General features: G+C 34.8%; 24 protein-coding genes and 1 tRNA gene. 13 read left to right on the forward strand and 12 right to left on the reverse strand.

The features are described from left to right. The first annotated feature begins 45 nt into the window (after positions 1-45). Genes ACGH46_RS02380 through ACGH46_RS02400 form a run of 5 tightly spaced genes read left to right on the forward strand, consistent with a single transcriptional unit; the run spans position 46 to position 6,318 of the window. Complete coding sequence (locus ACGH46_RS02380) at positions 46-1,281, forward strand: MFS transporter (protein WP_267359156.1); 1,236 nt, start codon at positions 46-48, stop codon at positions 1,279-1,281. Next, positions 1,271-2,692: a 3-isopropylmalate dehydratase large subunit gene (gene leuC / locus ACGH46_RS02385; protein WP_411603921.1), complete on the forward strand. Its 1,422-nt coding sequence runs from the start codon at positions 1,271-1,273 to the stop codon at positions 2,690-2,692. Before ACGH46_RS02380 ends, leuC begins: the two co-directional genes overlap by 11 nt. Next, entirely contained in the window at positions 2,685-3,251 is a 567-nt protein-coding gene (leuD, locus tag ACGH46_RS02390) for a 3-isopropylmalate dehydratase small subunit (RefSeq protein WP_267359160.1), read from the forward strand. The genes leuC and leuD overlap by 8 nt, the downstream gene beginning before the upstream one ends. Further along, the gene (locus ACGH46_RS02395) at positions 3,248-5,104 is read left to right on the forward strand and encodes an FAD/NAD(P)-binding protein (RefSeq protein WP_267359162.1); all 1,857 of its coding nucleotides are present in this window, start codon (positions 3,248-3,250) and stop codon (positions 5,102-5,104) included. Before leuD ends, ACGH46_RS02395 begins: the two co-directional genes overlap by 4 nt. Before the next feature lie 29 nt (positions 5,105-5,133). Then, positions 5,134-6,318, forward strand: coding sequence for an aminotransferase class I/II-fold pyridoxal phosphate-dependent enzyme (locus ACGH46_RS02400; protein WP_267359164.1), 1,185 nt, complete (start codon positions 5,134-5,136; stop codon positions 6,316-6,318). Positions 6,319-7,646: 1,328 nt separating this feature from the next. On the opposite strand, the gene ACGH46_RS02405 is transcribed toward ACGH46_RS02400, so the two are convergent. Beyond that, a tRNA-Ser gene (locus tag ACGH46_RS02405) sits at positions 7,647-7,734 on the reverse strand. A gap of 192 nt (positions 7,735-7,926) precedes the next feature. Here ACGH46_RS02405 and ACGH46_RS02410 point away from each other — a divergent pair. Genes ACGH46_RS02410 through ACGH46_RS02435 form a run of 6 tightly spaced genes read left to right on the forward strand, consistent with a single transcriptional unit; the run spans position 7,927 to position 11,439 of the window. Further along, the gene (locus ACGH46_RS02410) at positions 7,927-8,244 is read left to right on the forward strand and encodes a TusE/DsrC/DsvC family sulfur relay protein (protein WP_065559132.1); all 318 of its coding nucleotides are present in this window, start codon (positions 7,927-7,929) and stop codon (positions 8,242-8,244) included. 21 nt (positions 8,245-8,265) lie between these two features. After that, positions 8,266-8,559 (forward strand): cell division protein FtsB, encoded by a 294-nt coding sequence (gene ftsB / locus ACGH46_RS02415; RefSeq protein WP_267359165.1) that lies wholly within the window; start codon positions 8,266-8,268, stop codon positions 8,557-8,559. Positions 8,560-8,570: 11 nt separating this feature from the next. Next, on the forward strand, positions 8,571-9,287 hold the full coding sequence (gene ispD, locus ACGH46_RS02420; RefSeq protein ID WP_411603923.1) for a 2-C-methyl-D-erythritol 4-phosphate cytidylyltransferase: 717 nt from the start codon (positions 8,571-8,573) through the stop codon (positions 9,285-9,287). After that, a complete protein-coding gene (ispF, locus tag ACGH46_RS02425; RefSeq protein WP_267359168.1) occupies positions 9,278-9,754 on the forward strand; it encodes a 2-C-methyl-D-erythritol 2,4-cyclodiphosphate synthase in 477 nt (158 codons plus the stop codon). The genes ispD and ispF overlap by 10 nt, the downstream gene beginning before the upstream one ends. 30 nt (positions 9,755-9,784) lie before the next feature. Beyond that, a complete protein-coding gene (gene truD / locus ACGH46_RS02430) occupies positions 9,785-10,807 on the forward strand; it encodes a tRNA pseudouridine(13) synthase TruD (RefSeq protein WP_411603925.1) in 1,023 nt (340 codons plus the stop codon). Between the two features lie 5 nt (positions 10,808-10,812). Further along, positions 10,813-11,439, forward strand: coding sequence for a protein-L-isoaspartate(D-aspartate) O-methyltransferase (locus tag ACGH46_RS02435; protein WP_267351587.1), 627 nt, complete (start codon positions 10,813-10,815; stop codon positions 11,437-11,439). Positions 11,440-11,613: 174 nt separating this feature from the next. On the opposite strand, the gene pnuC is transcribed toward ACGH46_RS02435, so the two are convergent. Further along, positions 11,614-12,309 (reverse strand): nicotinamide riboside transporter PnuC, encoded by a 696-nt coding sequence (pnuC, locus tag ACGH46_RS02440; RefSeq protein WP_267351585.1) that lies wholly within the window; start codon positions 12,307-12,309, stop codon positions 11,614-11,616. 2 nt (positions 12,310-12,311) lie between these two features. Continuing rightward, the gene (gene nadR, locus ACGH46_RS02445) at positions 12,312-13,547 is read right to left on the reverse strand and encodes a multifunctional transcriptional regulator/nicotinamide-nucleotide adenylyltransferase/ribosylnicotinamide kinase NadR (protein ID WP_220216660.1); all 1,236 of its coding nucleotides are present in this window, start codon (positions 13,545-13,547) and stop codon (positions 12,312-12,314) included. 232 nt (positions 13,548-13,779) lie between these two features. Here nadR and ACGH46_RS02450 point away from each other — a divergent pair, with 232 nt between their 5' ends. Both ACGH46_RS02450 and recD read left to right on the forward strand, forming a co-directional pair. Continuing rightward, entirely contained in the window at positions 13,780-15,357 is a 1,578-nt protein-coding gene (locus ACGH46_RS02450) for a mucoidy inhibitor MuiA family protein (protein WP_411603928.1), read from the forward strand. Between the two features lie 24 nt (positions 15,358-15,381). Then, entirely contained in the window at positions 15,382-17,229 is a 1,848-nt protein-coding gene (recD, locus tag ACGH46_RS02455) for an exodeoxyribonuclease V subunit alpha (RefSeq protein WP_267351581.1), read from the forward strand. Between the two features lie 60 nt (positions 17,230-17,289). Here the strand turns inward: recD and ACGH46_RS02460 are convergent, their stop codons facing one another. From ACGH46_RS02460 to rsfS, 9 genes are all read right to left on the reverse strand, one after another. Further along, positions 17,290-18,015 carry an amino acid ABC transporter ATP-binding protein gene (locus ACGH46_RS02460; protein ID WP_065559141.1) on the reverse strand — a complete coding sequence of 242 codons (726 nt, stop codon included), beginning with the start codon at positions 18,013-18,015 and terminating at the stop codon, positions 17,290-17,292. Further along, the gene (locus ACGH46_RS02465; RefSeq protein WP_267351580.1) at positions 18,012-18,713 is read right to left on the reverse strand and encodes an ABC transporter permease subunit; all 702 of its coding nucleotides are present in this window, start codon (positions 18,711-18,713) and stop codon (positions 18,012-18,014) included. Before ACGH46_RS02465 ends, ACGH46_RS02460 begins: the two co-directional genes overlap by 4 nt. Position 18,714: 1 nt before the next feature. Next, positions 18,715-19,449, reverse strand: a complete 735-nt coding sequence (locus ACGH46_RS02470) for an amino acid ABC transporter permease (protein ID WP_065559143.1) — start codon at positions 19,447-19,449, stop codon at positions 18,715-18,717. Between the two features lie 151 nt (positions 19,450-19,600). Beyond that, positions 19,601-20,509 carry a glutamate/aspartate ABC transporter substrate-binding protein gene (locus ACGH46_RS02475; protein ID WP_267351577.1) on the reverse strand — a complete coding sequence of 303 codons (909 nt, stop codon included), beginning with the start codon at positions 20,507-20,509 and terminating at the stop codon, positions 19,601-19,603. Between the two features lie 225 nt (positions 20,510-20,734). After that, positions 20,735-22,276, reverse strand: a complete 1,542-nt coding sequence (gene lnt, locus ACGH46_RS02480; RefSeq protein ID WP_411603930.1) for an apolipoprotein N-acyltransferase — start codon at positions 22,274-22,276, stop codon at positions 20,735-20,737. Then, on the reverse strand, positions 22,269-23,141 hold the full coding sequence (corC, locus tag ACGH46_RS02485) for a CNNM family magnesium/cobalt transport protein CorC (protein ID WP_267378026.1): 873 nt from the start codon (positions 23,139-23,141) through the stop codon (positions 22,269-22,271). Before corC ends, lnt begins: the two co-directional genes overlap by 8 nt. A 105-nt stretch (positions 23,142-23,246) precedes the next feature. Continuing rightward, positions 23,247-23,711 carry an rRNA maturation RNase YbeY gene (gene ybeY, locus ACGH46_RS02490; RefSeq protein ID WP_267351572.1) on the reverse strand — a complete coding sequence of 155 codons (465 nt, stop codon included), beginning with the start codon at positions 23,709-23,711 and terminating at the stop codon, positions 23,247-23,249. Positions 23,712-23,725: 14 nt separating this feature from the next. Next, a complete protein-coding gene (gene rlmH / locus ACGH46_RS02495) occupies positions 23,726-24,196 on the reverse strand; it encodes a 23S rRNA (pseudouridine(1915)-N(3))-methyltransferase RlmH (RefSeq protein ID WP_267351570.1) in 471 nt (156 codons plus the stop codon). 4 nt (positions 24,197-24,200) lie between these two features. After that, complete coding sequence (gene rsfS, locus ACGH46_RS02500; RefSeq protein WP_065559148.1) at positions 24,201-24,518, reverse strand: ribosome silencing factor; 318 nt, start codon at positions 24,516-24,518, stop codon at positions 24,201-24,203. Positions 24,519-24,728 lie beyond the last annotated feature (210 nt).

Below are 24,728 nucleotides of genomic sequence, written 5' to 3' on the forward strand. Positions count from 1 at the left end.
CCAACTATTTTTAATTGCAATTGACTATATTTAATTGAGGAAAAAATGAATAAAAAAGATAATTATCGTTGGTTTGTGCTTGGCGTTGGTGTGCTCGCACAAGCAACATTTGCAATGGGATTTGCTGGTATTCCTATAACAGGAATTTTAATGCGAGATGCTTATAATTTTTCATTATATGAACTTGGTTTTGTTTTAGGTGCTATGGGGCTGGGTGTTGCGGCTTCAGAGATAATTTGGGGAATCCTCACAGATAAGTTAGGGGACAAGACAGTTCTAACTCTAGGTTTATGGTCATCAGCAGGAGTATTTGTTGTAATAGCTGTATCACTTACTCCGGAGGCTTCGTATGATGGTGTTAAATATTTACACTTGGCAGGAACTTTAGCAATAGCAGGAATCTTTGGTGGTAGCATTAACTCATCATCAGGTAGAACGATAATGTCGTGGTTTGATGATAGTGAGCGTGGCTTTGCTATGAGTATACGCCAAACTGCAATCCCTGTTGGAGGCGCAATTGGAACAGGTTTGTTTCCTTGGTTAGCCTATACATATGGTTTTGAAGTGACTTTTATTGTATTAGCCACTATAGGTTTTATTGTCGGCCTTGTTGTTGTATTCTTTATCAACTCTAAGCATACCGAATTAAAATATACTGACAAATCAACTCTCTCAGTATCTTCACCATTAAAAAGTTTTGAAGTATGGAAAATTGTTATGTCTGCTGGTTTTCTAACTGTACCTCAAATGGCAGTACTTACATTCGGGGGAGTCTATATGCGAGATGTTCTAAATATAGATTTAGCATCGATTTCTATTATTCTCATTGGTGTTCAGATAGGTGGAGGAATACTTAGGATTTGGTCCGGTTACTACACTGACAGAAAAAAGAATCGTATTCCTTTGTTAAAGTATTTCGCTATCCTTGGTGGAATTACTTCTTTGGTGCTTTGTTTAATGGTAAGTAACACGTATATGGGAGTTGTATTTCTTGTGTTAACCGGCTTGTTTGGCCACGCCTGGCATGGTATTGCTTACACCGAAGCGGCTGTTAGAGCAGGCGTTAATCGTGCAGGTACTGCATTAGGTATGGTAGGCACCACTGTATTTATCTCATCGTTTCTAACCCCTATTCTAGTTTCCCGTGTCGCATATGTCTACGGATGGAGAGCTGTATGGGCAACTGTAGCTATTTTAACATTTTCGGCTTTATTATGTTTTATTTTATTTCCTAGAAATAAAGAGCCTTTAGCATCTATTGGTGAAGTCGATGAATCCTAAGACAATTGTTCAGAAAATTTGGCAATCACATATTGTTGACTCTTTAGGAGCGGGAGAAGTTCTTATCTATATAGATTTGCATCTTCTTCATGAAATTAATACTCCACCTGCGTTTGAAGGATTAAAAGAAAAAGGTATAAAGGTCCATAGACCCGATAGAACATTATCAACTGAAGATCATAATACACCTACAACGTCTGTTATTGATATGAATAAAGATTCTTTAACATGGACTCAAATTGACCTCTTACGAAGAAATTGTGAATTACACGGCATCAAGCATAATAAACTGGGTTCATACGAGCAAGGGATAACCCATGTTATTGCACCTGAGCAAGGCAGAGTGATACCTGGAATAACATTAGTCTGCTGTGATTCTCATACAACAACACACGGTGCATTTGGTGCTTTAGCATATGGTATTGGAACTAGCCAAGTAGAACATGTTTTAGCTACCCAAACGTTACGAGCAATCCCTTTTAAAACAATGTGTATACAAGTTGATGGCAAATTATCAGTGAATGTTGATGCTAAAGACTTAGCACTTTCGATCATTCGAAAAATAGGAACTGGAGGTGGGCAGGGTTATATTATTGAATATACAGGTAGTACAATCTCATCACTTTCGATGGAACAACGCATGACACTTTGTAATATGACCGTTGAGGCTGGTGCAAGTGCAGGAATTATCTCTCCTGACGACACTACTATTAGCTATCTTCAAAAAGCTTTAGCAAAGCGTCAAATAAAAGTTTCTCAAGAAATGATTCAAGAATGGATGTCTTATGCTACTGATCGAGAAGCAAAATTCGATAAATATGTCCAAATTGATGCCGAACAAATTCAACCTATGATTACATGGGGGACAAATCCCTCTCAAGTAATATCACTAGGAGAAAAGATCCCTTTTATTGAAAAAATTGATGATCCAAGCGAGTGTCTAGCTGCTAGACAGGCTATTGAATACATGGGATTACATGAAGGAGAAACTGTTTCCATGTTACCAATCACTAATGTATTTATTGGGTCTTGTACCAATGGACGTATTGAGGATCTTAGAGTTGTAGCATCTCTTCTTAAATATCACGAAGTTCATTCTAATGTAAATATGTTGATTGTACCTGGTTCAATGGCTGTTTATAGACAAGCAGTGAAGGAAGGATTGGATAAAATTTTTGAAAGAGCAGGCGCCGACTTTCGCCGCCTTTCTGGATGCTCTCTTTGTGTAGGTTTGAATAGTGATAAATTAAAATCAGGTAAACGAGTTGTTTCAACCAGTAATAGAAATTTTGAGGGAAGACAAGGAATTGGAGTTAGGACACATATTACTTCCCCACGAATCGCAACACTTTCGGCAATCAAAGGCCACATTCCAACAGTAGATGATCTAGAGTTACTAAATAATGAATAGACAATTTTATCGCGGCAGAGGGATGCCACTGCTTAAAAACAATATTGATACAGACCAAATTATGCCTGCCAGATTTTGCTACAAACCTACTAGATTTGGGCATGAAAATTCGTTGTTTGCTGATTGGCGAGAAGATCCTAACTTCATTATGAATAATCCTAAATATCAACGTGCTACGATTTTAGTTGCAGGTCGTGAGTTTGCGACTGGTTCTTCGCGTGAGTTTGCTGTTTGGGGGCTGAAAGATTGGGGATTTAAAATCATTATAGCCCCAAGCTTTGGCGATATATTTTATAAAAATGCTTCGATTAATGATCTATTACCTTTAATTTTAAAAGAAGATGATATTGAAAGACTTTGGTCACAATTACTTAATGATCATTACATGGAAATCGGAATAGATCTAGTCAAAGAACAGGTCTCTACCAAAAACGAAATATTTCAATTAAAAATTGAGCCAATCGTTAAGAAACGTTATATAGATAATCTTGATGATGTAAAAGAAACCATGAAATCATTAAATAAAATAAAATTATTTGAATATAGGAATAAAAAATGACAATAAATACTATTACTATTATCGGGCTTGGTCCGCGTGGAATGTCTGTTCTTGAAAGACTAGTTGCTCGTCTTAATAAAATTAAATTAACAGAACAATTGAATATCATTGTAGTCGATGATCGGTGTATTGGACAGGGGCGAATTTGGGATAGTTCGCAAAGTAAAAGTTACATTATGAACACACTATCTACGGAAATTTCTGCATTTTCTGGCCATGGGCCTATTGAAGGAGCAGCACCCGGATGTGGTCCTTCTTTTGCCGAATGGTGGAAAAATGAATATAGCGACTTTGATGATTATCAGGGATTTGCCCCAAGAAAGTATTATGGTGAGTACTTATATTTTTTATATAAAACAATATTATCTAACCTTCCTAAAAATGTACAACTAATTGAATACAAGGATACTATTATTGATATTGAAAAGCAGAATGAAAGCTATCTTGTTGTATCAAAGCAACATGGTTCTTGGATTAACAGAGCGGTAGTAATAACTACTGGTCACTCTACTAACAAATATCAAGGATATTTTAAAAAGCTGGAAGACTTTGCAAAAACTGATAATAAAGTAACATTTTATGCCAGCGATTCAGCAAATGAAATGGATTTTACATCTATATATCCCCAAGAGAAGGTGGGTGTTATTGGTATAGGTCTTTCATTCTTTGATATTATCGCTGAATTAACAGAAGGGCGTGGTGGTAAATATATAGAATCTGATAATAATCAAATAATTTATTTTCCTTCAGGAAAAGAACCGATTTTATATTGTGGTTCGCGAAGTGGTTTACCCATTTTAGCTAGAGGACGCAATCAGAAACCAGCTGATTATAAATTCAGTGGTATCATTTTCACAATTGAGAAGATTGCGGTTTTACGTCAGAAAATGGCAGATAACTTAGATTTCAATTATGATGTTTGGCCTTTATTAGAAGCTGAAGTTAACTTAATTTATTTTCGACAACTTATTTTTAATCAACTCGGTCGGATAGCTGCAGATCAATTTATTACAATGATCCAAGAACAGCAAGTTGAAGATAGTGTTTTATTAGCATCAATTGCCTCGGAGATATTAAGTAAAAAAATTACACCGCTTGATCTCAAACGGCTAGCAAGACCTTTTGATGAGCAAATTTTCAATAGTGTTGAGGAATGGGAAAAAAACTTAATCGATTTATTATTGTCTGATTTATCAGAAGCTATCGATGGGAACGTAAATTCACCTTTAAAAAGTGCATTAGATGTATTGCGTTATTCTCGTGATAGTTTACGTGAGGCTATTGATTTTGGGGGATTGACTCCAGACACACATCAATCGTTCCTCCATGATTATGTTCCTATCATCACATTGCTTTCAGCTGGTCCACCTTTGTTTCGCATAAAACAACTTTTGGCACTGATTAAAGTTGGGATAGTTTCGATAGCACCGCCTAAAGCACGATTTGAAATAGGTGAACACTGCTATATTCTATTATCAGATATGCTTGAGCAGTATGAACAAAAAGTCACAACATTAATCGATGCTCGAGTTCCTATTGCTAATCTCCAGCAGGACAAAAACCCGCTAACTATTAAATTATATGAACGTGGAATTTACACTCCCTTCATAAATAGAGATGAAGAAGGCAATGTATTCGAAACGGGTGGCGTTAATGTAACTCCCTCCCCTTTTAATCCAATTGGTGCAGATGGGACAATTCATAACCATCTGTTTGTATTAGGTATTCCCACAGAGCATGTACGTTGGTTTATGCAATCAGGAAGTAGTCGTCCATCACACTGGATTGATTTTATGATTGATGCTGACTCGATTGCAAAGGCTGTGCTATCAATTTGCGTGAAAAATAAATAACGTATTGAAATAATCTAGGAACAATTAGTATGTTTTATATTGAAAATAAGATCACACTTGATCCCATAGCAGAGATTGCATCCCTAATCGCTAAAGATAATCGAGAGAATATAATGAATTTATGTCTTGGGTATTTTGAAAGTGAAATTAATAAAACAACGGGATTTACCGTCTTAAACAGTCCTAATGCTTCAATCATAGATGAAGAAAACATTGATTTCTCTATACTTGGCGAAAATACATTTCGTAGAGAAATTGCTTCTTTGTTGAGCATTCAAACATCCAACCAGTATTATCAATCTGTTGTTCAAACAATAGGAGCATCAGGAGGAATATGGTTAATTTTCTCTATTCTCAAACGATTTGAGCAGTGCCGTAGAGTATGGTTTAGCAGTCCTACTTGGGGTAACCATATTGAAATTGCCAAAAATACTAACTTAGATTTTTCCTATTATCACTATTCTCTGAATGAGAATGGGGAACTGGATTTCGAGCTAATGTTAAAATCTATTTCTCGAATGGAAAGTGGGGATATTCTTCTCATTCAAGGTTGTTGTCATAACCCTTTAGGCGTTGATTTAAGCTTAGAACAATGGGAAATTGTAGCAATTTTAGCAAAAGACAAAAAAGTGTCGGTTGTTGTGGATTTTGCCTATATGGGATTGGCTAATGGTATAGAACAAGATAAAAATGTTCTGTTGCCGTTGTATAAGCACTTAGATTATTTTTTTGTTGTTAATTCATTCTCGAAAAGCTTGGGACTTTATGGTGAGAGGCTGGGCACATTGACTTGTTTTGCTAAGGATAACAAAATTGTAGAGGGTTTTGAAATATATGCTAAACAGATTGTGCGTTCAACATACTCAATGCCTCCTCAGAATATCGCAAAGAAAGTTGCAAAAGTCATTGGAAGTAAAACATTAGCAACTATATGGTATGAAGAATTAACTCAATTATCTAATAGTTTACATTTACGTAAGAAAGCATTACTCGAGGCTCTTTTTGAAGTGGGATTAGATAAATTAGTGACAAATCAGAACAGTAATGGGATGTTTATCAATCTTAACCTTACAACTTTAGAAATTTCTGAATTAGCAAAAAAATACGCTATTTATATTCTTACTAATGGAAGGTTGAGCTTAGCTTGTCTTCAATTGGTTGATATCTCAAGGCTTGTTGAAGCATTGAAAATGATAAAATATTACCAAGAATAATTTTTTATGGATTCAAATATTGCTGATTGTAAAATGACTTCCATTTTTCGTTTAATTAAGTATTTATAGATAATAACAAGCGTTTAAAATGGATTTTGGCGTTGGTATTTTACAAGATAAAAAATGTAAAACATCAGATATGAAAGCGGTTAAACTTGCTGAGCATTAGATTAAAGCTTAAGAAAACTTAAAAGTTTATAAAGATTTTGTCGGAAATGGAGAATACAAAAATAGCGAAGGCATAGGCATGCAATGAATGTTTGTTTCTTTGTAGCCATGCTGAGCTCGGAATAGGACTAAGTCGTAGAATGCAAGTTTAAACGAATTTCGTAGGAGAGCTGATCCCATTCGTTTCAGTGGGTTTACCCTAACACATCACTGAGGTGTTCAAGAAATTTAGGGCTTGGGATTGTGCATTACATTAGCTAAGATGTGAAAGCTACCGCGAAGGCCATAAGGCTTAGTTATCCGTAATATAATACAACCTGAAGATTGGCTATCATGGTACATATTAATCATCATTTTTTGTTTTTCTGCAATTTTCTGTAAAATATAGTAAAGAATTTGCTACTAGATCAGGAAAAATAGTAAGGTTGTTATCGAAATAATATCAACTGTGATGTTATTTAGTTCATCCCCCTTTAGGCTTTCAGGCAATGTTAATTTAAATTTTATTTTTCTACTTGCTTGCTCAACAATTTTTTCTTTATAAATGAATCTTGTTTATTCTATTTTTTCTTTCAAGATCAGATTCATTAAAAATTCAATAAAATACTGGTCTTTATATGCTTATAGTTTTCTCAAAATAAATAGTTTAATTAAATTTGGTAGTATTTGATGGGATTAATAAAAATCACTTAAATATTAATAGTACCTACCAATTATGTGCCCTCATTTTAATGGACGTTTTAAGTAATATAACTTCGACTAATTTAAGTGCAATTTTGCAAAGGTAGTTTATATGCCAAATTAATATTTTTGACCAATAATTGCGTACTGGTTATTGCATTTAAACTGGGGAATTTTTCCTAAGTTTTATCCTAAGGTGATTCAGGGTAAGAATGAATTTGTTATTATTAATATAACATAATTTTATGGAATAAAAGTCACTGATGTTATAAGTTTATATGAAGAAATTGTACAGGTCTAACGTCCAATTAAAAAGAATTGAGGTAAATTCGATGTTGTTATAAAAATTTACTATATACAGATTTTAAAATTATTATAACTATTTAATAATTATTAACGATTTTAGCATGGATAGAAAAATGGGGAAATACTCGACGTTACTAAAAACTTCACCTTTTTCAATACATTGAATTGAAAAATGGCGGAAGCGCAGAGATTCGAACTCTGGGAGGGTCGCCCCTCGCCGGTTTTCAAGACCGGTGCTTTCAACCGCTCAGCCACACTTCCGCAATGGCTGTGAATATTAAAGGAGTCGGACTTATTTGTAAATAGCTATTTTTGAAAAAAAGCTTGTTTGCTTTAATTTTCGTCAATTTTAAGCATTATTGGCTCCATACTGTGACTTTAAACATCAAAATTAGTGTTGGATTGCATATAATTGAGTATAATATCCAGAAAATAAAACAGCGTACTAAAAAAATGTTAGAACAGATAAAAACAGATGATAACGGTTATTTAAAAAATTGGCAGGATTGGTCTGTTGAACTTGTGCCAGAACTGGCGTTACAAGAATCGATCGAATTAACTCAGGCGCACTGGGATGTTATCTTGTTTGTTCGTGATTTCTATTTGGAATATAAAACGTCACCTGCGATTCGAGCATTAGTCAAAGCATTAGAAAAAAAATTTGGACCAGAAAAAAGCAACAGCCGTTACTTATATAAATTATTCCCAGAAGGTCCGGCAAAACAAGCAACGAAATTGGCTGGATTACCTAAACCAGTAAAATGTATCTAGATTAAAGGTAAAATTAAACGTATGAGGCAATGGAAAATAGTATTAATATTGCTGATGTTACTTGGTTATCTGCAATACTCTTTATGGTTTGGAAAAAATAATGTCTATGATTATCAAGAAAATGTGCAAATGCTTGCAAGCTTGCATGAACAAAACAATAAACTTAAAGTCCGTAATGAACAGATGTTTGCCGAGATTAATGATTTGCAACGTGGTTCAGAAGCGATAGAAGAGCGAGCACGTAGCCATTTAGGCATGGTTAAGCCTAATGAATATTTTTACCGAATCATTATCGACTCAAATTCTCATCAATAATAAGGCATTATGTGAACAACACGAGTAATATTATTGCAATCGTTCCGGCAGCTGGGATTGGTAGCCGAATGAATAGCCAAACGCCTAAACAGTATCTTAAAATTGGTTCAATGACCATTTTAGAACATACATTACAAAAGTTACTATCTCATCCACGAATAGGCAAGATTATTGTTGCTATCCATGCTAAAGATCATCTTTTTGCAACTCTACCTATTGCAACTCATTCTCGAATTCATGTTGTCAAAGGTGGTTCAACTCGTGCTGATTCAGTCTTAGCTGGGCTACAGCTTTTAAATGATGAACAATGGGCTTTAGTGCATGATGCAGCCAGACCTTGTGTTGATCATAATGATATAAATCGTTTGATAAACACCGTGTTTGAAACACAACAAGGTGCTATTTTAGCAACGCGTATCAGTGATACTGTCAAACGAGCTTACCAGACCAATGACAACGTTATCGAATCTTCAGAAGATCGTACGTATTTGTGGGGGGCTGCAACGCCTCAACTATTTAAGGTTGGTGAGTTGAAGTCTTGTTTACAACTTGCTTTAAATAATCATGTGCCAATTACTGATGAAGCCTCAGCGATTGAATATGCTGGTGGACATCCTCTATTAGTTGAGTGCCGTCGGGATAATATAAAAATTACACATCCAGAAGATTTAGCGCTGGCCTCATTTTTTTTAACTAACCAAATGCAAAAAGGTGATTTATGCGAATAGGGCACGGATTTGATGTTCATAAATTTGGAGGGGAAGGGCCCATCACCTTAGCTGGTGTAAAAATACCCTATCAATATGGTTTGGTTGCACACTCTGATGGTGATGTTGTGTTACATGCGATTACTGATGCGCTAATTGGCGCATTAGCACTAGGCGATATTGGAAAACTTTTTCCTGATACTGATTCTAAATATAAAGGTATTGATAGTCGAATATTACTCAAAGAGGTCTATGGCATTGTTCAAGCAAAAGGTTACCAGTTGGTCAATTTAGATACCACTATTATTGCACAAGAACCCAAAATGCGTCCTCATGTTGATCAGATGCGAGTTAATATTGCTGAAGATCTCAATGTTCATTTTGATCAAATCAGTGTTAAAGCCACCACGACTGAACAACTAGGTTTTACTGGGCGCAAAGAAGGTATTGCATGTGAAGCGGTAGTATTACTCTCTCAAAAACGTTAAATTGATTCATTTACTTAATAGGCATTACACGTGTTAGCAGAACTTAATTTTTTATATGGAAAGCCGAAAACAACGGGACAATACAAGCAACAATATGAAGACTTTGTGGTAACAGAAGATCTTGGTTTTGAATTAACCGGCGAAGGTGAACATGTTTTAGTTTATCTTGAAAAAAAAGATTGTAATACTATTTTTGTTGCTGAACAGTTAGCTAAATATGTCGGTATTTCGCCAAAATTGGTGAGTTATGCCGGTCTTAAAGATCGCCATGCGGTGACACGGCAATGGTTCAGTTTACATATGCCAGGAAAGGAATCACCTGATTTTACTGGTTTTGATTTGGCAGGCTGTCAGATTTTAAAGGTTACAAGGCATAATAAAAAATTAAAAATAGGTGCGTTAAAAGGTAATTATTTTAATATAAAACTCACTAACTTAAGTGATACTATTGAACTTGAATCAAAATTAGCTTCAATTAAGCAACATGGCGTTCCTAATTATTTTGGCGAGCAGCGCTTTGGTCGAGATGATAATAATATAACTCAAGCTTTAAAATGGGCTAATGGTGAAATTACCGTTAAAGACCGTAAAAAAAGAAGTTTTTATCTCTCAGCAGCACGTAGTGCCATTTTTAATGATGTTGTCAGTAAACGTATCGAACAAGGTCTATATCAAACCGTTTTAGATGGTGATATTTTGCAATTAGCCCAACGAGGAAGTTGGTTTGTTGCGCAATCGAATGACCTGTCATTACTACAGTCACGCCTATTAAATGGTGAAATTAATATTACTGCGCCTATGATTGGGGATTCTCAACTTGGTACTCAATCTTGTTCACTCGAATTTGAACAAAAATGTTTAGCCAACTGGTCACTATTTACTGAATTATTTAAAAAAGAGCGTCTTGAAACGGCAAGACGTTCGATATTATTGCGTCCTCAGCAACTTAATTGGCAATGGATAAATGATAACAGTATTGAGATTACCTTCTATTTAACATCAGGTTGTTATGCAACAAGTGTAATACGAGAATTGATTACAGGAAATGAGTAACTAATATGCAAAGTTTAAAAATGCAGTCTCTAATTCAATTATTGCGTCAGCAAGGAATCAAAGATGAACGTGTATTAGCCGCGATAGCCTCAACACCACGAGAACATTTTATTGATGAAGCCCTTTCTCATCAAGCTTATGATGATCGTTCTTTGCCCATTGGTAGTGGACAGACTATATCACAACCTTATATCGTTGCCCGTATGACTGAATTGTTAAAGCTTGAACCCGATTCAAAAGTTCTTGAAATAGGGACAGGTTCAGGTTATCAAACGGCAATTTTGGCAAAATTAGTTGATCATGTCTGTTCGATCGAGAGAATCAAAAGTTTACAATGGAATACTAAACGTCGTTTAAAACAACTCGACATTCACAATATTGCTACTCGACATAGTAATGGTTGGTTAGGGTGGCCAGAGCGTGGTCCCTTTGATGGGATTATTGTTACCGCAGCCGCTTCTGAAGTACCAATTAATCTTGTTAAACAATTAGCAGATAAAGGTCGATTAGTGATACCCGTAGGGGTAAACCATCAAGTTTTACAATTAATTGAGCGTAGTGGCGATAGTTATATAACGAAAAATATGGGCGAAGTAAAATTTGTACCTTTGGTGAAAGGTGAAATTGAATAATGGCTGTTTATCTATGTTAATGCCAATATCTTGATAGGGTAACTTCAAAAATTAAAATATCAATTTAGGTTTATCTCATTGCTAGTCAAAAAATAGAAAATAAGTTTATTATTTTCTATTTTTTGCTTATTAAATTATCCATTTAACAACAATCTGCTAATGATAAACAATATGTTAGGTCGTTTGTTTTGATTCAGATTGTTTCCATTCACAAATCCCGTAAATGGCATTGAACAGGTAGATTAAGTATTGTGTTGCGATAACAATATTATTTGTATAAATATTTAACCCAATCACTAACACATTTAATATCACCCATAAATACCAATTGAATGAATAACGCATCATTAATAGTAGTTGAGCTACAACGCCTAATCCGAAGATAAAACAGTTTGTAATTAATTGATAAACGGTATTTTCAACACCAATTGCGTTGGTTAAGTAGACGTTGAAAAATACTGCTGCGATTAAAAAAATCAGGGTATATAGAAAAGCATTTTCACTCAACGAACGCACTTTAACATTTTTATGTGAGTCTTGATTTTTTTCCCAAGTGATTAACCCAACAATATGCGATCCAAAATAGTAGAAAGTTGGCAAGCCTGCACCAATATTGTTACCCAAGTAGTTGGCATAACATTCAGCAACCACTGCCAGCATACCGATAACATTTCCCATATTTTTGCGTTTAGCCAATAAAATAACACATAGTAGCCCACAAAAAGCACCAACATAAGAGACAAAATAACGTAAATTCAAATGGGTAAAAGGATCAGTATATAAAAAGGCTAACGTAACACAAAGTACACAAAATAGAGGGTAAAATTTATTACGCCCAATAAATATAGCAAGATGACTTAATTTATTCATATTTAATACTCTTTATCATTAATAAGTTGATTAACCAATTCAATACAACGTAAATAGCGTTCTTCGTAATCAGGCGAATCAATTGGAATATATTTGATATTATTTTTTTCAAGAATTGAGATAAGTAATTGTTGAAAATCTTTACGTTGTTTTGGACTGCCTAGCGAACGTAGTCCGTCAGCAACCCATGGCGTGTTATTACCTAACAGTATCACCAAATCAAAACGATAGTTGTTGATCATCGCCTGTAAAAAAGGGTGTTCTTTACCTTCATATTTTTTACAAAAAGCTTGAGTGGTGACAAAATCAGTGTCAATAAAAGAGACCTTATTGGCATGCTTTATTGCGAAATCAATATATTGTGCGTGACCTAATGCGATTTTATCGTAATCAGCATACTGTAAAGCACGTTCATCACCCCCAAGCTGTGAAAATACATAATCGCGACCATATTCCCATGCACTAGTCGTATTGAATACATTGGCGAGTTTATTAACCAGTGTTGATTTTCCACTGGATTCTCCGCCTAAAATAGCAACGGTTCTAACAAAAAATGGTCTTACTTCAGTCGGAATATATTGCCAATTTTGCAGCGGTGCTTGACGGATTTGAGTCCCACTGACTTGCATAAATTTCCGTTCTGGATCGATAAGTACTGTTTCTAAATCGAATAAATCTTTATACATAGCGACATCTTGAGGTTCACTCGAATAGACGCAATTAGGTTTTATGCCTTTTTCTCTAAATAGTTTTTTGACACGATCACTCCACTCAAGCCAACCGTTTGGATACGCAGGAATCCCATCTTCTTTTAATAATTCAATATGGATATTTTTTTGATATTTAAACGTTTGCAGTAACCAACGAATACGATCATTAATTGTTGGTTGGCGAGACATTGCACTTTGTTCAAACAGTGCCATATCACGGATAGTATCTGAACAGAGCACAACATAAAGTTCATCGACTTGACTAATGGCTCGTTGAATTAAATGAATATGTCCAGTATGTAATGGGTAAAACTTACCAAATATAACACCAACTTTTTTATTTATCGTCGATTCTTCAATTTGTAAATAGTGATGAAGGGATTTTAGTTTTTGTGCGCTAGGATTTTTAACCTTATCATTGATAAGTTGACTTAAATAACCTTTGGTCATTTTACAAGCATCGGCAACGGTTTGTAGGGATAAATTTTTTCGCTTAATTGCCTGTTTTAGATAGCTAAAATTACTCATAGCAACACCTCTCTTTTTTGTGTTTTATATCTGTAACATAATTTATACTAATTTTATTAAATGTTCAATATATTAAACAATTAAAATAATTTTATCTTTTTAATTTAAATCTAATAGTAATTAAATATAAAATAGGGGATACTTTTATAATCCTAAAAAATAGGCAATCTTCATTTTAAGTAAAATTTGTAAATTAATACATAAAATCAGAATGATATGAGGAAATAATTCAATGAAAAAAATTGCATTAGCAATTGCATTAATTTCGGGAAGTGCTTTGGCTGATAATAACGTTAAATTAAATAAAGTGACATTATTTATTCAGGGCGCAGAATTACAAGGTCAGTCAACTGTTTCATTAACCAAAGGTGAAAGTGAAATAGTATTAACAGGTATTGCTAATGAGGTTAAACCAAATACAATCAATGTAGGTTTTGGTAATAATAGTGATGTCCGAGTATTATCTACATCATTTAATGATAAATATCTGGCTAATATTCGTAACGCCGAAGATATTCAATCAATTATTGAAAAACAGAAACAATTACAAGAAAAGCGCGATACAGTAGACATCCAACTCAAAGCTGTTAAGGAACAAATTTTGCTTTTACAAGGTAACCGTTTAGATACTTTAGCTAAAAAAGGACCTGATGACTTAACAGCAATGAAAAATGTATTAGATTTTGTGAAAACTAATATGACCACAGCGTTAAATGAACAAAATCGATTACAAAAAGAAGTCGTTCAGTTAGACGAGCAGATAAGCGAATATCAAAAACAACTAGATGAAAAGCAAACTAACAATGGAAAACTACACAATGCCGTTATAGTCAAAGTCGCTTCTGACAAAGATATAACGCTACCTATCACGCTTTCATATATCACAACTAAAGCAGGTTGGGAACCAGCTTATGATGTGCGAGTAGCGGATATCAATTCGCCACTCCAATTAACATATAAAGCAGAAATCCACCAAAACACTGGTTTAGATTGGCAAAATGTTGATTTTAGTTTATCGACATCTAATCCGAGCAAAGATATTACTCCACCAGTTTTTAATCCATGGTATATTGACGTTTATAATGAAAAAAGCGGTTTATTTTTTTCCAGCTCTGAAAAACAAGAGTACTATGAACGTGACGCCAAATCGAAATTGGTTAATCCTAGTCAAATTGGCAATGTTAATACATTAGGTATCAATACCCAATTTGATATTAAATTACCTTATACAATCAAAAACGATAGTAAAAATAACATAATCACATTACAAACTAAAGATGTTAAAGCAAATTACCAATATGTTTCAATGCCTAAATTTAATAATAACGCATACTTACTAGCGCAAATAAATGATTGGGATAAGCTGAATTTATTATCAGGAAAAGCCAATATCTTTTTCAGTGGTAATTTTATGGGGGAAACGATGATTTCAACCAAAAATACTAAAGGCTCATTGGATTTTTCATTAGGGCGTGATAAAAATATCTTAGTTTCCAGAAATCGTAATATAAAAGAGACCTCGACGCCTACATTATTTGGTGATGATGTTTCAGAAAAATATGCTTATACTATTGAGGTCAAAAATACCAAAGCGTTGCCAATAAATATTATTGTGAAGGATCAACTACCTGTTATCTTAAATAAAGCGGTAACACTTAATGATACCAAATATGATGGCGCAAAATATGACAAACAAACCGGATTATTAACGTGGCAATTCACCTTAAACCCAAATGAAAGTAAAAACCTTAATCTAAGTTTTAAAATCACTTATCCAGATGGTAAAGAACGAGATATATATGGTTTATAAACCGAATAAAACAAAGTATAAAGTATGTTAATTACATGGTTAGAACAATTTAAGCAAAATAGTCAGATCAGTTTATTAGATCTTCATTTGGCTCAATTTTTGGTTAATAAAATTGATTGTGAAGATGAAGTCATTGCTAAACGTTTTGCTTTTTTAGTTTTATCCTTAAGTATGGAAGTAAGAGCAGGGCACGTGTGCCTTGATCTTACTCGATTAGAAAATATTGAGCCACAAATCTGGTCAGAACTTAATTCACCGACGAATAACGATTGGGTTAATGTACTTAAGTTAGCGTCTAATAAACATGTTGTCAGTTTTGGAGATCAACTAGCACCTTTAGTTTTTATTGAAAACAAACTCTATTTTCAACGCATGTGGTTAGATGAACGTTTTGTTGCGCGCTATTTCAATCAAACTCAATTGGATATTACGCCAAACATCAATTTAAAAAAAATACTCGACCAACTATTTTCTCACAATAACGCAAGTATTGACTGGCAAAAGATTGCTGTTGCTGTTGCATTAACACGAAAAGTTGCCATCATCTCTGGTGGGCCGGGTACAGGTAAAACAACTACCGTAGCTAAAATTCTAGCTGGAATAGTATTAAACAACCCGGCAACACGAATCGTAGCAGCTGCGCCAACCGGCAAAGCAGCATCTCGATTAACAGAATCATTAGGGCGAGCAATTGAACAGCTATCTTTTGAATCATTAAATATTAAAACCGAAGCAGTAACACTTCATCGACTATTGGGCGCAAAAACTGATAATCGCTCGTTTAGTTATAACAAGAATAACCAATTACATATCGACGTTCTTGTAATTGATGAAGCCTCAATGGTTGATCTCAATATGATGGCGAGAATTATTGAAGCCCTACCTGCTTCTGCTCGACTAATTTTATTAGGTGACAAAGACCAACTTTCATCAGTTGAGGCCGGAGCGGTCTTTGGAGACTTATGTCACTTTATTTCAAATGGGTACAGCCAATCAAGAGCCGATGAGCTAAGCAAGTTAACCGGCTATACCATCCCAATTACGAACCAACCAGTAACAACAATTGCTGATAGCATCTGTTTACTGAAAAAAAGTTATCGATTTAACGAGTCATCCGGTATTGGATTGTTAGCAAATGCAGTAAAAGAAGAGCAGTATCATAATGTTAAAAAGCTACTTGCTGATAATACTTTGCAAGATGTTAGTTATTATGAACTTTCATCACGTCAAACCTACCAAGCGCTTTTAGAAGACTGTGTTGAACATTATAAAGATTACTTAAATGCCATTAGGCATCACTCAAATAATGATATAGCTGCTGTTTTGGCTAAATTTGCTCAATGCCGTTTATTATGTGCTGTACGTGAAGGAAAATTTGGCGTAGAAGGATTAAATAAACAAATTGAACTGCTATTAGCTAAACATAAATTGATTAATTTAAAGCAACGTGAACAATGGTATATCGGTCGACCAGTTATGATTTTACGTAACAGCACATCGTTAGGTTTATACAATGGTGATATAGGAATTACACTAAATGCAAAACATGATAGTTCTAAATTGCGAGTCTATTTTCCTTTTTCGGATGGCATAATTAAAGGCTTTTCACCTTATCGACTACCTGAACATGAAACAGCCTATGCAATGACAATACACAAATCACAAGGTTCTGAATTTGATCATGTAAATATAATACTACCTACTGAATTCTCACCGTTATTAAATCGCTCTTTACTTTATACTGCAATCACTAGGGCTAAAGAGTCAGTATCCATTTACGCTGATACAAAAATTTTAGAGCGGGTAGTTAAAAGTCAAATACATCGGGAAAGTGGATTAGTTAAACAAATAACAAATTATTCGCAAAAGTAAAAGAATTAAAAAGTAGATTAAGCAAGCACCAACTAATAATAGCTGGTGCTTTTTTATATATTAATGAATAATCTTCGCTAAAAAGTCTTTAGCACGATCTGATTCTGGGTTACTAAAGAATTGCTCTTTAGATGTATCTTCAATAATCTCGCCAGCATCCATAAAGATAACACGATGTGCCACTTTTCGAGCAAAGCCCATTTCATGGGTCACCACCATCATGGTCATGCCTTCATAAGCTAGTTCGACCATGACATCTAACACTTCATTAACCATTTCAGGATCAAGTGCTGAAGTCGGTTCGTCAAACAACATGACAATTGGATCCATACAGAGTGCACGTGCAATGGCAACACGCTGTTGTTGACCGCCAGAAAGTTGCGCAGGATATTTGTTGGCATGTGCAAGTAAACCAACACGATCTAACAATGATAATGCTTTTTCACGCGCTTCTTTTTCAGATCGTTTTAACACTTTGATTTGAGCTAACGTCAAATTCTTTAAAATCGTTAAATGTGGGAACAGTTCAAAATGCTGAAACACCATCCCGACTTTAGAGCGTAATTTTGCTAGATTAGTTGATTTGCTGGTCACTTCAGTGCCATCAATAATAATTTTACCCTTTTGTACGGGCTCTAAACCATTAACCGTTTTAATCAGCGTTGACTTACCTGATCCAGAAGGACCACAAACCACGACAACTTCACCTTTACCAACTCGTGTAGTACAGTTTTTTAATACCTGAAATTGTCCATACCATTTTGATACATTTTCTAAGGAGATCATCGACTTATCCCTTTTTTGAAATAATTAACTAAACATGAAGCAGTAAAACAAATTATAAAATAAATTGCTGCTGCAAAAATAATCATAGAATATTTGACTGTGCCGCCTTGCACACTACCAATTTGAGTGACACTTGCACCAAACAGGTCAATTAAGCTCATTACATAAACCAAAGACGTATCCTGGAATAAAATAATTCCTTGAGTTAACAGTAATGGAATCATTGATCTGAATGCTTGAGGTAAAATAATCAAACGCATGGATTGGCTTTTTGTCATTCCTAAAGCATAAGCAGCATGATATTGACCTTTAGCAACAGCGCTAATTCCTGCTCGAATAATTTCAGAATAATAAGCGGCTTCAAAAAGCGCAAAAGCAATCATAGCCGAAGCAATACGCACATCTGCATAAGGAGGAAGATTAAACAAATGTTTAATAACCTGTGGTAGTGCCAAATAGAACCATAACAGCACTAATAAAAGTGGAATGGAACGGAATAAATTGACATAGCACTTGGCAAAAACATTCAATATTTTAATATTTGATAGACGCATTAACGCCAGTACCGTTCCCCAAACTATACCAAAAACAACGGCAATAAAAGTAATTTTGGTTGTTAACCATAATCCACTTAATAATAATGGATAATTTTCAATGACCAATGAAGGGATATCGGCAATCCAATTAATTAACTGCATATTATCCTCCTTGACTCATATTTGGTAAACGCATGTGTTTTTCAACATTTCGCATAATGAAAAGAACCGCATAGTTTATCAACACGAAAGCAAGCGTTACGCCACATAACACTTCAATAATACAGTTTGTTGCATCATTGATACGTTCGATTTGTCCAATTAAGTCGATCAACCCAATTGTAGAAGCAACGGATGAATTTTTAATAATATTGGTCATCTCGGAAGTTAATGGCGGAATGATGCGCCGATAAGCATTCGGTAATAAAATATAACAATACGCTTGTCTGTTTGTTAAACCAAGAGCAATTGCCGCATATCGTTGACCTTTTGGCAATGTTTGAATACCTGTTCTTACCTGCTCAGCGATACGTGCAGAGGTAAATAATCCCAACGCAATTGCAGCGGTAATAAACGCACTGATATTAGGGGACAGTTCAGACATAAACCATGTTTTGAAACTTCCGCTTAATAATTCAGGAAATAACATATACCATAAAAACATTTGTACCAATAAAGGAATATTACGGAATAGCTGGACATAGCAAGCAGCAAACTTGTTTAACAGCTTGTTGTCTAATGTTCGGCAAATACCAACCAATGATCCTAGTATAAATGCAATGATCCATGCGGTGATTGCTAACGAAACTGTCACAAAAACGCCATCGAGTAGCCAGTTTAAGTAAATACCGTCTCCATAAGGTGTCGGTTCAAAAAATAGCATCCAATTAAAGCTCATTATGGAATCACAAAGATGTTTCCAAAAGGCTGTAAAAGGTTCCAAAGCTAGTATTCGATTAAAACTCATAATATATTTAATTCACATAAATTAGATTATGTACTAAATGTTTTCACATTTAGTACATGGGATTAGAAAGAGAAGAAAAGTGTTAATCTAATGCTTTATCATTAGGATTTGCAAATAACTCAACCATTTTTGGTGAAATTTCAAGTTCCATATTGGCCCCTTTTGGTGGCACTGGTTGAGTGAACCATTTGTTATATGATTCTAATGCTTTTCCGGATGTTTGAGCATCAGCAATTGCTTTATCCATTAATTGCTTAAATTGGACATCACCTTTTCTTAACATACAACCATAAGATTCATATGAAAGTGGTTCGCCAATAATTTTCCATTCACTTGGATTAATGGCACGAGAACGCTCTCCTGCTAATAATGCATCATCCATTAAAAATGCTGCTGCTCGACCGGTTTCAAGCGCATTAAAAGCATCACCATGATCTTTTGGTGTAATAATACGAATATTTAATTTTTCCTTATTGTTGATTTGATTTAAACGAATTTCTGACGTTGTTCCAGCTGTAGTTACAACGTTCTTACCTTTAAGGTCTTCAATACTATTGATATTGCTATCCGCTTTAACTAAAAAACGTGTACCAACAATAAAGATGCTATTTGAAAAACCAACCGTTTTTTGACGCTCAAGATTATTGGTTGTTGAACCACATTCAAAATCATATGTGTAGTTATTCAGTAATTGTATACGTGTCTTAGAGGTAACCGGTAAATATTTTACTTTAAGATCAGGCATATTTAACTCTTTTTTGACGGCGTCAACAATCAAGTTAGAGTAATCTTGTGAATAGCCAATCACTTCTTGGTTTTTACCATAGTAGGAAAATGGAATAGAAGATTCACGATGACCAACAACAATCACACCACTATCTTTAATTTTGGCTAATGTGCCAGTCAGTTCTTCAGCAACTGCTGAACCACTTATTAGACCTAACATTGCAAATGATAACACTAATTTGGTTAATTTTGTTTTTATGTTCATACTCATCTCCTACTGTTTAATTTGTATCATATTAAATATATTTAATATTTTTACAAAGGGCGTATATTATAACTTATTTTTTACTATAAAAGTACTTTTTACTGTTTATTTATATATCATTGGAGCTAGATGCGAACAATTGTGACCAAAATTTTGTCACAACTGAACGAAGTAATTTTAATCAGAATTAGTTAGATTTAAGCAATAATTATGCCAGTCTCAACATCACTTCCTTTTTTTTATAAAAAAAGGAAGTGTCATAAGAAGCATGATAATTAAATAAGGTCTGTTTCCCCATCTTGCATAAGGTGTTAAACCGATTGTAGGGGATAAGGTTTGAGATAACACTGATGTTTCAAATTGGGGTAATTGTTGGATGATTTTACCATGATGATCGATAATGGCTGTGATGCCATTATTGGTACTCCTTATCAAAGGACGACCAAACTCTAATGCTCTGGCTTGTGCCATTTGAAGATGTTGCTTAGGCCCAATACTGTTACCAAACCAAGCATCATTAGAAACGGTCAGTAAAAAGTCAGTATCAGCTGAAAAATTTTGCCACATTAAATCAGACAAAATCACTTCATAACAAATCACAGTAGTAAATTTAAACCCTTTCATTATTAATGGTGCTTGCTTTATGTCACCTGATTGCATCGATGACATGGGAATACCCAATAGATTCGTAATCGGTTTAAGTACGGCTTCCAATGGAGTGAATTCACCAAATGGCACTAAGTGGTGTTTTTGATACCGATTATTGGTTGGATATTCATAAGGTGTTTTATCACCTAATACCAGTAGCGTATTATAAACATTACCGTCATCATCATATCTTCCTCCATTGAAACGATAATCGATGATACCAACGGCGATTTCTGTCTCATTTGCTCTGGCTTGATTATCAAGATACTGCAATAATGACTGTTGATTTATTTCAAAATCTGTAATACTGGCTTCTGACCAGATAATGATTTTATCTTTTCCAAAGTTTGCTTTGGTCAATTTGGTATAGGTATCAATAGTTTGATTTAGTTGTTGATGAGTCCACCGTAATGATTGTGCTATATTACCTTGTATCAACGCAAAATTAGCCACTCGGTGTTTATCTACCTTAGTCCAATTAATCTGATTGAATAAAAATGGTGCAATCGAGAACGCAAAAAGTGCAATTAATGCACCAAAAAAGTGCTTTGTGAAAGCTTTTTGTTTAAGTCTAAACAAACAATATGTTATTAAACCACTTAAAATGGTGGTTAATAATGTCACACCATTTATACCAATAAGGGGAAAATAAGCTCGTAATGGGCTGTCAAGTTGACTGTAACCTAACTCAAGCCATGAAAAACCAGTTAAAATATAACCACGTAAAAATTCAGTTAATTGCCAAAAAATAGGAGCAGCAAAGACTAGCTGTTTCAATGAAAACGGCGGTGCAAATCGTTTTAAGCAGCTAAGTAATAGCGCAAAAAGCATTGGATAAAGTGACAGGTAAAGGATCAAAAATCCTAAAATGATTAATGCCACAGATGATGGTAATTCGCCGTACTGTTTAATACTAATATAAATCCAATGCACACCGGCTGTAAAATAGCCGATTCCCCAGCAAAGCCCTATCAGCATCGCTTGCTTTTTAGACTTATTAGCTATGAGCCATAACAGTCCTGCAAAGGATATAAATGCTAAAGGCCAAATATGAAAAGGAGCATAGCTGAAAACAGCGATACTCCCGAAAATTATAGCTAATGCCAGATGTTTAAGCATTTTCAGGTAACTCTAGATTAGGAACGGTTGCCCCTTCAGGAATAGTGACATGAAGCTGAATGATCCGTCGACGATCGGCAATGGTCACTTTAAATTGATAACCTTCAATAGTGATACTTTCGCCTCGTAAGGGTAAACGCCCAAAATGTTGCATGACTAACCCCCCAATGGTATCCATTTCTTCATCACTAAAATCGGTTTTAAAAACATCGTTGAAGTCTTCAACAGGTGTCAGTGCTCGAACAGTATAGACTTGAGGGGATAAGCGACGAATATCACGATCTTCAATCTCATCAAATTCATCTTCGATATCACCAACAATCAACTCTAAAATATCTTCAATGGTGACTAAGCCCGAAACACCACCAAATTCATCGATAGCTATAGCCATATGATAGCGTTCCATTCGAAACTCTTTCAACATATGATCAACACGTTTGCTTTCTGGCACAACAACAGTAGGGCGTAAAATTTTTTTCAGATCAAAATTATCCACACCTTGACGAATAAACATAAGAAGATCCTTAGCTAACAAAATACCTTCAATGTGATCTCTATCTTCACTTATGACAGGATAACGAGAGTGTCCATGTTCAGAAATAATATTCAAACACTCATCAAGCGTGTAATTATCTTTAATTGTTACAATTTGAGAACGAGGAATCATAATATCGCGAACACGCTGTTCTGCAATATCCATTACTCCCTCGATCATGTCGAGAGTATCAGGATCAATCAGTTCGTTTTCTTCGGCTTCACGAATTACTTCAATCAGTTCTTCTTTATCTTTGGGCTCTGAATTGAATAACTGACTTAACCATAAAGTAAACCCTTTTTTAGGGCTCCGGTGATTATCATCACTCATTTGCTTGATTCCTTAGTTATTTTGCATGATGTAAATTATTCTTATACTCAGCTTAGTTAATGTGAATTATAAATTGAATGAGAATAGTGTAATGATTTGTTTTAATTAGTCAATGGGTTGATAAGGATCATCAAATCCTAACTGTTTCATAATATCAATTTCGATACTTTCCATTTCTTCTGCTTCTTCGTCAACAATATGATCATAACCGAGTAAATGCAAACAGCCATGCACTATCATGTGAGCCCAATGCGAAATTAATAATTTATGTTGTTCTTGTGCTTCTTTTTCGACGACTTGTTTACAAATAATGAGATCACCTAAAAGTGGCACTTCAATATCAATTGGCGACTCAAAAGGAAAAGATAACACATTGGTCGGTTTATTTTTTTGTCGATAGGTATGATTTAATTGTTGGCTTTCAGCTTCATCAACAATACGAATCGTTATTTCTGCTTGATCCATAAATTGAGGCAGAATAACGTTTAGCCACTGCATGATTTGTTGTTCAGTGGGAAGGCGATCAGTTTGCGTTGTTGCTACTTGCAGATCTAAGATAATTTCACTCATGATAAACTCTGTCATTATTCACGATGATAAGGATGATTAGTGGTTAAACTCCAAGCTCGATACAGGCTTTCAGCCACAATAACTCGAACAAGAGGATGAGGTAAGGTAAGGGGGGATAATGACCAGCTTTGTTCTGCTGCTGCTTTGCAAGCTGGTGAAAGTCCTTCAGGCCCACCAATTAATAAACTGACATCACGTCCATCTGTCTTCCAACGTTCCAATTGCTCGGCTAAATTATGAGTAGTATAAGGTCTACCGGGAATGTCTAGCGTGACAATACGGTTACCTTTGCCACAAGCACTAAGCATCGATTCGCCTTCTTTATCTAAAATACGAACGATATCGGCATTTTTAGTACGTTTTCCTGCCGGTATTTCGATTAATTCTAAAGGCATATCTTTCGGAAAACGAAAGCGATAATCATCAAAAGCTGTTGTGACCCAATTAGGCATTTTAGTGCCTACAGCAATGAGCTGTATTTTCACCTAATTAACCCCAAAGTTTTTCAAGTTCGTAAAGTTGACGACTTTCTTCTTGCATGATGTGCACAATCACAGAATCCATATCGACAACAACCCAGTCAGCATCACTTTGTCCTTCACTACCTAAAACAAGATACCCATGCTTTTTAGCTTCATCAATTAAATGCCCTGCAATTGAAGACACGTGACGATTTGATGTACCGGTGCAAATGACCATATAATCAGTAATACTTGATTTACCTTTCACATCAAGAATGACAATATCCTTGCCTTTTAAATCATCAATTTTATCTGTAATGAAATCTTGTAATGACTGTTGCAAAATAAACTCTCTATCAATCTAAATAAAGCACTAGTATAACATATTTTAAAAATTGCAGTGTAGATAACCATTAGGCAAAAGTTATCTTACAAAAAATTTAAACATCTTAACTGGTTTGTCACTTATTCAAGTTTGACTGTTTAAAATGTTAAACAGTCACAAAATGTACGTTCTCTAAAAATTTATCCTAAAAAACATATAAATAATAACACT

The sequence above is a fragment of the Gilliamella sp. CG22 genome, from assembly GCF_046635725.1.
In the GTDB taxonomy this organism is placed as follows: Bacteria; Pseudomonadota; Gammaproteobacteria; order Enterobacterales; family Orbaceae; genus Gilliamella; species Gilliamella apicola_I.

Coding starts and splice junctions, on each gene's coding strand:
- leuC (WP_411603921.1), top strand. CDS start 1,271: ATGAATCCTAAGACAATTGTTCAGAAAATTTGGCAATCACATATTGTT.
- nadR (WP_220216660.1), bottom strand. CDS start 13,547: ATGAGTAATTTTAGCTATCTAAAACAGGCAATTAAGCGAAAAAATTTA.
- ACGH46_RS02475 (WP_267351577.1), bottom strand. CDS start 20,509: ATGAACATAAAAACAAAATTAACCAAATTAGTGTTATCATTTGCAATG.
- pnuC (WP_267351585.1), bottom strand. CDS start 12,309: ATGAATAAATTAAGTCATCTTGCTATATTTATTGGGCGTAATAAATTT.
- ftsB (WP_267359165.1), top strand. CDS start 8,266: ATGAGGCAATGGAAAATAGTATTAATATTGCTGATGTTACTTGGTTAT.
- ybeY (WP_267351572.1), bottom strand. CDS start 23,711: ATGAGTGAAATTATCTTAGATCTGCAAGTAGCAACAACGCAAACTGAT.
- ACGH46_RS02400 (WP_267359164.1), top strand. CDS start 5,134: ATGTTTTATATTGAAAATAAGATCACACTTGATCCCATAGCAGAGATT.
- ACGH46_RS02470 (WP_065559143.1), bottom strand. CDS start 19,449: ATGAGCTTTAATTGGATGCTATTTTTTGAACCGACACCTTATGGAGAC.
- leuD (WP_267359160.1), top strand. CDS start 2,685: ATGAATAGACAATTTTATCGCGGCAGAGGGATGCCACTGCTTAAAAAC.
- ispF (WP_267359168.1), top strand. CDS start 9,278: ATGCGAATAGGGCACGGATTTGATGTTCATAAATTTGGAGGGGAAGGG.
- ACGH46_RS02435 (WP_267351587.1), top strand. CDS start 10,813: ATGCAAAGTTTAAAAATGCAGTCTCTAATTCAATTATTGCGTCAGCAA.
- ACGH46_RS02410 (WP_065559132.1), top strand. CDS start 7,927: ATGTTAGAACAGATAAAAACAGATGATAACGGTTATTTAAAAAATTGG.
- ACGH46_RS02395 (WP_267359162.1), top strand. CDS start 3,248: ATGACAATAAATACTATTACTATTATCGGGCTTGGTCCGCGTGGAATG.
- lnt (WP_411603930.1), bottom strand. CDS start 22,276: ATGCTTAAACATCTGGCATTAGCTATAATTTTCGGGAGTATCGCTGTT.
- recD (WP_267351581.1), top strand. CDS start 15,382: ATGTTAATTACATGGTTAGAACAATTTAAGCAAAATAGTCAGATCAGT.
- ACGH46_RS02465 (WP_267351580.1), bottom strand. CDS start 18,713: ATGCAGTTAATTAATTGGATTGCCGATATCCCTTCATTGGTCATTGAA.
- ACGH46_RS02450 (WP_411603928.1), top strand. CDS start 13,780: ATGAAAAAAATTGCATTAGCAATTGCATTAATTTCGGGAAGTGCTTTG.
- corC (WP_267378026.1), bottom strand. CDS start 23,141: ATGAGTGATGATAATCACCGGAGCCCTAAAAAAGGGTTTACTTTATGG.
- ACGH46_RS02460 (WP_065559141.1), bottom strand. CDS start 18,015: ATGATCTCCTTAGAAAATGTATCAAAATGGTATGGACAATTTCAGGTA.
- ACGH46_RS02380 (WP_267359156.1), top strand. CDS start 46: ATGAATAAAAAAGATAATTATCGTTGGTTTGTGCTTGGCGTTGGTGTG.